A 7,328-nucleotide genomic window follows, 5' to 3' on the forward strand; every position below is an offset into this window, starting at 1 on the left:
CCGCTACGCCGACATGTCGAGCGTCAACCGCTGAGGTCGGCGGGGTGCGGGGATAGGCTCGTCCTATCCCCGCACCCTGTGACCCACAAGGACACCGCAATGGCACCTGACGCGATGACGCGTACCGAGACCGACTCCCTGGGATCGATGGAGATCCCCGCCGACGCCTACTGGGGCATCCACACTGCGAGAGCGCTCGAGAACTTCCCGATCTCGATGCGGCCCATCTCCGTCTACCGCGACCTCGTCGTCGCCCTCGCGATGGTCAAGCAGGCCTCCGCGCGCGCCAACAAGGAGATCGGCGTGCTGGAGGCATCCCGCGCCGACCTCATCGACCGTGCGGCGCAGCGCGTCATCGACGGCGAGTTCCACGACCAGTTCGTCGTGGGCGTCATCCAGGGCGGGGCCGGCACCTCGACCAACATGAACGCGAACGAGGTCATCACCAACGTCGCGCTCGAGATGGCCGGCCGTGAGAAAGGCGACTACGCGTTCCTCTCGCCGATCGACCACACGAACCGCAGTCAGTCGACGAACGACGTCTACCCGACGGCGATCAAGGTCGGCCTCGGCCTCGACCTGCAGTCCCTCCTCGAGGAGCTCGACCTGCTGCGGCAGGCCTTCCTGAAGAAGGCCGACGAGTTCCACGACGTGCTCAAGGTCGGCCGCACCCAGTTGCAGGATGCCGTGCCCATGACGCTCGGGCAGGAGTTCCACGGCTTCGCGACGACGCTGGGGGAGGACTACCACCGGCTCCGCGAGAACGCGTACCTGCTCTACGAGATCAACATGGGTGCGACGGCCATCGGCACCGGCATCACGACGCACCCCGACTACTCCGGCTCGGTGCTCCGCCACCTGCGCGAGATCAGCGGTCTCGACCTCGAGACCGCCGAGGACCTCGTGGAGTCGACGAGCGACACCGGCGCCTTCATGTCGTTCTCGTCGTCGCTCAAGCGCAACGCCATCAAGCTCTCCAAGATCAGCAACGACCTGCGGCTCCTCTCGAGCGGCCCGCAGGCGGGCTTCGGCGAGATCAACCTCCCGCCCCGACAGGCCGGCTCGAGCATCATGCCCGGCAAGGTGAACCCGGTCATCCCCGAGGTCGTCAACCAGGTCGCCTTCGCCGTCGCGGGCGCCGACCTGACGGTGACGATGGCCGTCGAGGGCGGGCAGCTGCAGCTGAACGCGTTCGAGCCGGTGATCGCGCACTCGATCTTCCAGTCGATCACCTGGATGCGTCGCGGTATGCGCACGCTGCGGGTCAACTGCGTCGACGGCATCACGGCCAACCGCGAACGCCTCGGGACGATGGTCGGGTCGTCGGTCGGCGTCATCACGGCACTGACGCCCTTCATCGGCTACACCGCCGCCGCGGCCCTGGCCAAGACTGCGCTGCTCACCAAGCGGAACGTCGGCGACCTCGTCGTCGAGGCCGGCCTGATGTCGCGCGACGAGGTGGACAAGCAGCTGTCGCCGGCACGCCTGTCGGGGCTGCAGGCGGTCACGCGGGCCATCCCCGTTATCACGAAACCGGGTGACGTGGAGCAGCACTGATTGCCGGTTGTCTGGGAGAACGGTGAACGCTAGCGTCGGGGTCGTAATCCCGGCCGATGACCGACCAGAAGGACACTTCCATGACTGATCCCAACCAGCCGAACCCCCAGAACGTCCCCCCGGCACCGCCGGCCTACGAAGCGCCCGCCTACAGCAACGCCCCGCAGTACAACGCCGCCCCCTCGGGCGGATCGACCCCCGGCCGCACCATGGCGATCGTCGCGCTGATCCTCGCGATCATCCCCGGCACCCAGGTCATCGGCCTCATCCTCGGCATTGTGGCTCTCGTGCAGAGCCGCAAAGCCGGCGCGAAGAACGGTCTGGCGATCGCGGCGATTATCGTGAGCGTCGTCATCATGATCCTGGTGGTTGTAGTGATCATCATTGCAGTTGCCGCATTCCAGGCCAGTGGGGGTGGCGATCTCGTCAGTCAGGTGAACGCTTGCTTGGACGACCCCTCCGGCACCGTCACCTTCCAAGGCGTCACGATGACCTGCCAGGAACTGCTCGAGAACAGCGGGTACTGAGTCGTACGACGAGAGCCCTGGATGCGCGGCATCCGGGGCTCTTCGTCGTTGCGGGTCAGTCGGTGATCCGGCAGAACGTCGTCAGCTCACCGATGCCGTCGATGCCGACCGTGACCGTCGAGCGGTCGCGGAGGAAGATCTGCGGATCGCGGGAGTAGCCCGCGCCACCGGGGGAGCCGGTCGAGATGAGGGTGCCGGGGAGCAGGGTCGCCGACCGCGAAAGGTAGGAGACGAGCTTGGCGACGGGGTGGATCATCTGGCCCGTCGAGGCATCCTGCACCGTCTGCCCGTCGACGACGGCCCAGATGTGCAGATCCTGCGGGTCGGAGATCTCGTCCGCCGTCACGACGAAGGGGCCCGTCGGGGTGAAGCCGTCGAACGACTTGCACCGCGACCACTGCGCCTCGGAGAACTGGATGTCGCGGGCCGTGATGTCGTTGACGACCGTGTAGCCCCAGACGTGGTCGAGTGCGTCCTCGAGCGCGACGTCGCGGGCCGCTGGGCCGATCACGACACCGAGCTCGGCCTCGTAGTCGACCGACTGACTCAGCGAACGTGGCCAGGTGGTCGTCTGGCGGTGCCCGCCCAGGGAGCCCGGCCACAGCGTGAAGATGGTCGGAGCGGCGTCCGCTTTCAGCCCCAGCTCGCTCGAGTGCGCGGCGTAGTTCAAGCCCACGGCGATCGTGACGGGCGTGTCGAGGATCGCGGACGCGAACACGGGGGAGCCCAGCGGCATCCACTCGACCTCGGGGTCGGCGGCCGCGTCCCGGACGCGGGCGAGGAGGGCGTCACCTCCTTCGATGAGCCGCTGCAGGCGCGAGGGCGCACCGTCGAAGAGGCGCGACACCACCGTCGCGCGATCCTCCTCGACCAGGACCAGCTGCGGCTCGTCGACTCCGTCGGGGACAACGTGGGCGAAGCGCATGGTCCCAGGCTATCGTTCCCGTGCGCGGCGGCGGCTCGTGCGCGCCCGCCCCTAGGCTGAGCGCATGTCGTTCCCGTCGCCGCTCGCGCAGCCGACCCATTCGATGCCGGCGACGCCCCCGCCGGCTCCGCCGCGCCGGGACCTGCCCGTGCCCACGCCGGGAGCCGGGCGGACGATCCTCTGGATCGTGGGCATCGTGCTCGTCTTGGTGGCGCTCGGCCTCGCGGCCTACTTCCTGACCTTCCTCGGCCCCGTCGCCGCGGTCGTCGCGGGGGTCCTGGCGCTCGTCCCGCTCGCGCTCGTCCTGGTCGCGGTCCGGATCATCGACCGCTGGGAGCCGGAGCCCCGCGGCCTGGTGGTGTTCGCGCTCGCGTGGGGGGCGGTGGCATCCGTCGCCCTCACCCTGGCGGTCGACCTCGTCATCGGTCTCGTCGTCCCGCAGGTGCCGGAGACGTTGTCGGCCGTCGTGCAGGCGCCGATCGTGGAGGAGCTCGCCAAGGGCGCGGGGGTGCTGCTCGTCTTCGTCGCCGCGCGCCGCGCCTTCGACGGACCGGTGGACGGTGTCGTCTACGGCGCCCTCGTCGGGGCGGGGTTCGCCTTCACGGAGAACATCCTCTACTTCGCCGACAGCCTCATCACCGAGGGTGTCGAGAGCGCCGCCTACACGTTCTTCCTCCGTGGGGTCCTGTCGCCGTTCGCGCACGTGATGTTCACGGCAGTGACGGGGTACGCGCTCGGCCGGGCCGCGCGGATCGGGCTCCGCGGCTCCGCGGCGGCACCGCGGTGGCTCCTCGGAATCGTCGGGGCCATCGCTCTGCACGCCCTCTGGAACGGTTCCGCCGTGTTCGCCGACTTCTTCGCCCTCTACACGACACTCCAGGTACCGCTGTTCGTGCTGTTCATCGTCGGTGTCGTCCTGCTGCGACGCGAGGAGGCACGGTTGACCCGCGCGCGACTCGGCGACTACGCCGCGGCGGGGTGGTTCTCGCCCGGCGAGGTCGACATGCTGGCGACCCGCGCCGGTCGCGCGCGTGCGGTCGCCTGGGCGCGGACGCTGCCGGGGGACCGGTCCGCGGCGATGCGGCGCTTCATCGCCGAGGCGACCTCGCTGGCCGCCGCGCGGCAGCGCGTGGTGACCGGCCGCGACCCTGCGGCCGCCGTCGACGAGCGTGTTTACCTCGAGCGCGCCACGCGGGCCCGCGGGGACGTCCTCGCCCGCTGAGGGGGACTGCCGGAGAAAAGACTCAGCGCCCGGTGCCGCGGCGATGCCTGCGAGTCTTCCGGGCGCTGAGTTGGCCTGGAAAAATGATCCCGCTCACTCCCGACGCTGTCAAGACCCCCGCCCGCGGCGGGTTTTTCTATTCAGGGGAATAGGATCGGATGCGGCGACGTTTCGCCCTCTCGACCGCCGGAGCATTCCGGACCCCCAGACGAAGGACCACCATGACCGACTCCACCGCGACCCTCGACATCCCCGGCTACAAGGCGGGGACCTGGATCCTCGACGCCTCGCACAGCGAGGTCGGCTTCAGCGTCCGCCACATGATGATCTCGAAGGTCCGTGGCCACTTCAACGTCAAGGAGGCGACCCTCGTCGCCCCCGAGAACCCGCTCGAGGCCACTCTCGAGGCGAAGGTCGACGCGGCATCGCTCGACACCAAGGACGAGGGTCGCGACGGCCACCTCCGCAGCGCCGACTTCTTCGACGTCGAGACCTACCCCGAGATCACCTTCACGTCGACCGGTGTGCGCGTCGAGGGCGGCGACTTCCTCGTCGACGGCGACCTCACGATCAAGGACGTCACCAAGCCCGTCACCTTCGAGGTCGACTTCGGTGGCTTCGGCACCGACCCCTGGGGCAACTACAAGGCGGGTGCGACGGCGAAGACCGTCATCAACCGCGAGGACTTCGGCCTGACCTGGAACGCGGCGCTCGAGACCGGCGGCGTGCTCGTCGGCAAGGACGTCACCATCGAGCTCGACCTCCAGGGTTCCGTCCAGGCCTGACGGCTTTGACCACGGAGAGCGCCTCGGGTTGGATGGACTCATGACTGCAGACCGCACCAAGCCCGAGATCGACGCGCCTCAGGGTCCCGCACCCGCTGACCTGGTCGTCCGCGACCTGATCGAGGGGGACGGTGTCGAGGCGAAGCCCGGCGACACCGTCACTGTCCACTACGTGGGCGTCGAGTACCTCTCCGGTGAGGAGTTCGACTCGTCCTGGAACCGCGGCGAGAGCATCCAGTTCCCGCTCCGCGGCCTGATCCAGGGATGGCAGGACGGGATCCCGGGGATGAAGGTGGGCGGCCGGCGTGAACTCGTCATCCCGCCGCACCTCGCGTACGGTCCCGCCGGTGGACACTTCCTCGGCGGCAAGACGCTGATCTTCATCATCGATCTGCTCGACGTCGCCTGATCCGACGTCTCACGTGTGGCCCGGCCGTTCCTCGGTCGGGCCACACGTGCGCCCGGGCTCTGCCCTAAGGTGAGCACCATGGGGAACGAACGCCCGCGGGCACGGTGGACGGCGGTGCTCGCCGCGGCGGTACTCGCGCTGACCGTGGTCCTGACGCCCGGCGCGGCATCGGCGCAGACCGCGGCGCCCACCGGCACGCCCTCGCCCACGCCGACCCAGGCACCGACACCCACCCCGACACCGACGGCATCCCCGTCCCCGGCGGTCACGGTCCACGGCTACTACCGCACGCCGTGGTCCACCGACCCGCGGGTCTACCGCACCCGGACGGACGGCAGCGTCACCGCGCTGTCGAGGGAGCAATGGAAGGCCGCTGGGAGTCCCCGCATCCGCACCCTTCCCGTCACCTATGGGCGGGTGACGTGGTCCCCTCAGGTCTACGCACTGATCACCTGGCCGGACGGCACGGACGACCGCGACGTCGACAAGGTCGTCGCGCTCGATCGGACGTCGTTCGTGAGCGCCGGCTCGCCGAAGGTCCGCCTGATGGGACATGTGTCGACGACGCGCTACTTCCGCTACCAGTCCGGGCCGTCGGACATTTACGCGCGCACGCCCGACGGGAAGACGAAGAAGATGACGTCGGCGGAGCGGCGCGCGGCGGGTTCGCCGCGCGCGGGCTCCGTGGTGGCCGGCGGCTGGTACCGCGCCGCCTGGTCGCCCGCCGTGCACTTCGTCCGCACGAACGGATCGCACCGGGTGATCACGGCCGCGGAGTACCGGCGCGCCGGGAAGCCGCAGGTGGCGCGCGCTCCGGTCGTCTACGCGAAGACGGCATGGTCCCCGATCGTCTACGGCCTCGTCACGTGGCCGACCTCGGCCGGCGACCGGAGCATCGACACCGTCGAAGCGCTCAGCGCGGCCGAGTACGCGCGGGCGGGCCGCCCCAAGACGACCATCCGCTCGCGGATCCCCGGCGATTCGTTCGTGCGCCTGTCGACGGGGTCCTCGATCCTCCACCGCATGGACGGCTATCTGACCCCGGTGACGACCGCGCAGTGGCGTTCCGCGGGGTCGCCCGCGGTCCGCACCGTCGCCCCCGGCAAGCCGATGTACATCCGCGGCATCCTGATCGTGAACAAGTCGATCCCGTTGCCGTCCTCCTACGGCAACGGGCTCCGTCCGGAGCTGACGAGCGCCTGGGCGAGGATGCGGGCCGACGCCAGGAAGGACGGCGTCTCGCTCTCGATCATCTCGGGCTTCCGCTCCTACGCCTCGCAGCAGAGCGTCTTCGCGAGCAAGGTCCGTCAGCACGGCAGGGCGGAGGCCGAACGGCGCTCGGCGCGACCCGGCCACAGCGAGCATCAGACCGGTTTGGCCATCGACGTCAATTCGATCTCGCAGTCCTGGGGCGAGACCCGCGCCGGCCGGTGGGTGGCCGCGAACGCGCATCGGTACGGCTTCATCGTGCGGTACCCCCGAGGCGAGGAGAAGGTGACCGGCTACCGCTGGGAGCCGTGGCACCTGCGGTACTTCGGCACGGGGGTGGCGACGCATCTGAAGAAGACCGGCCTCACGCTGGACGAGTACCTCGGTGTGACCTCGCGCTACTGACGGCGGGCGGTGACCTCGGTCCCCGTCGTGTAGACTCCTGTGGTTGCCGTTCGATCGGCCGCGGATAAAGAGAGCCCACGCATCAGGCGTCGGGCGCCGCGCAACGAAGAGGAAGGGGATCACCTATGGCACTGGAAGCAGACGTCAAGAAGGCGATCATCGAAGAGTACGCGACGCACCCCGGTGACACCGGATCCCCCGAGGTGCAGGTCGCGATGCTGACGCAGCGCATCAAGGACCTCACCGAGCACCTCAAGGAGCACAAGCACGACCACCACTCGCGTCGTGG

At 69.3% G+C, this 7,328-nt stretch carries 8 protein-coding genes; 7 read left to right on the plus strand and 1 reads right to left on the minus strand.

Features of this window, described 5'->3' with window-relative positions:
* Nucleotides 1-99: 99 nt before the first annotated feature.
* Complete coding sequence (locus Q9S36_RS13525) at nucleotides 100-1,557, plus strand: aspartate ammonia-lyase (protein ID WP_311285561.1); 1,458 nt, start codon at nucleotides 100-102, stop codon at nucleotides 1,555-1,557.
* 56 nt (nucleotides 1,558-1,613) lie between these two features.
* Nucleotides 1,614-2,084, plus strand: coding sequence for a DUF4190 domain-containing protein (locus Q9S36_RS13530; RefSeq protein ID WP_311285562.1), 471 nt, complete (start codon nucleotides 1,614-1,616; stop codon nucleotides 2,082-2,084).
* Between the two features lie 55 nt (nucleotides 2,085-2,139).
* Here the strand turns inward: Q9S36_RS13530 and Q9S36_RS13535 are convergent, their stop codons facing one another.
* Nucleotides 2,140-3,009, minus strand: a complete 870-nt coding sequence (locus tag Q9S36_RS13535; protein ID WP_311285563.1) for a fumarylacetoacetate hydrolase family protein — start codon at nucleotides 3,007-3,009, stop codon at nucleotides 2,140-2,142.
* A gap of 64 nt (nucleotides 3,010-3,073) precedes the next feature.
* On the opposite strand from Q9S36_RS13535, the gene Q9S36_RS13540 reads away from it, so the two are divergent.
* The 5 genes from Q9S36_RS13540 to rpsO all read left to right on the plus strand — a co-directional run.
* Entirely contained in the window at nucleotides 3,074-4,231 is a 1,158-nt protein-coding gene (locus Q9S36_RS13540; RefSeq protein ID WP_217531401.1) for a PrsW family intramembrane metalloprotease, read from the plus strand.
* Between the two features lie 221 nt (nucleotides 4,232-4,452).
* Complete coding sequence (locus tag Q9S36_RS13545; protein WP_064003157.1) at nucleotides 4,453-5,016, plus strand: YceI family protein; 564 nt, start codon at nucleotides 4,453-4,455, stop codon at nucleotides 5,014-5,016.
* A 40-nt stretch (nucleotides 5,017-5,056) separates the two neighbouring features.
* Entirely contained in the window at nucleotides 5,057-5,425 is a 369-nt protein-coding gene (locus Q9S36_RS13550; protein WP_217531400.1) for an FKBP-type peptidyl-prolyl cis-trans isomerase, read from the plus strand.
* A gap of 78 nt (nucleotides 5,426-5,503) precedes the next feature.
* Complete coding sequence (locus Q9S36_RS13555; protein ID WP_311285564.1) at nucleotides 5,504-7,039, plus strand: M15 family metallopeptidase; 1,536 nt, start codon at nucleotides 5,504-5,506, stop codon at nucleotides 7,037-7,039.
* A gap of 125 nt (nucleotides 7,040-7,164) precedes the next feature.
* On the plus strand, nucleotides 7,165-7,328 hold a 164-nt coding region (gene rpsO, locus Q9S36_RS13560), incomplete at its 3' end, for a 30S ribosomal protein S15 (RefSeq protein ID WP_311285581.1).

It is taken from the genome of Microbacterium sp. ARD31 (genome assembly GCF_031844425.1).

Bases quoted from the DNA above. Each gene is read 5' to 3' on its own strand.
- Q9S36_RS13525 (WP_311285561.1), top strand. From the start codon at position 100: ATGGCACCTGACGCGATGACGCGTACCGAGACCGACTCCCTGGGATCG.
- Q9S36_RS13530 (WP_311285562.1), top strand. From the start codon at position 1,614: ATGACCGACCAGAAGGACACTTCCATGACTGATCCCAACCAGCCGAAC.
- Q9S36_RS13535 (WP_311285563.1), bottom strand. From the start codon at position 3,009: ATGCGCTTCGCCCACGTTGTCCCCGACGGAGTCGACGAGCCGCAGCTG.
- Q9S36_RS13540 (WP_217531401.1), top strand. From the start codon at position 3,074: ATGTCGTTCCCGTCGCCGCTCGCGCAGCCGACCCATTCGATGCCGGCG.
- Q9S36_RS13545 (WP_064003157.1), top strand. From the start codon at position 4,453: ATGACCGACTCCACCGCGACCCTCGACATCCCCGGCTACAAGGCGGGG.
- Q9S36_RS13550 (WP_217531400.1), top strand. From the start codon at position 5,057: ATGACTGCAGACCGCACCAAGCCCGAGATCGACGCGCCTCAGGGTCCC.
- Q9S36_RS13555 (WP_311285564.1), top strand. From the start codon at position 5,504: ATGGGGAACGAACGCCCGCGGGCACGGTGGACGGCGGTGCTCGCCGCG.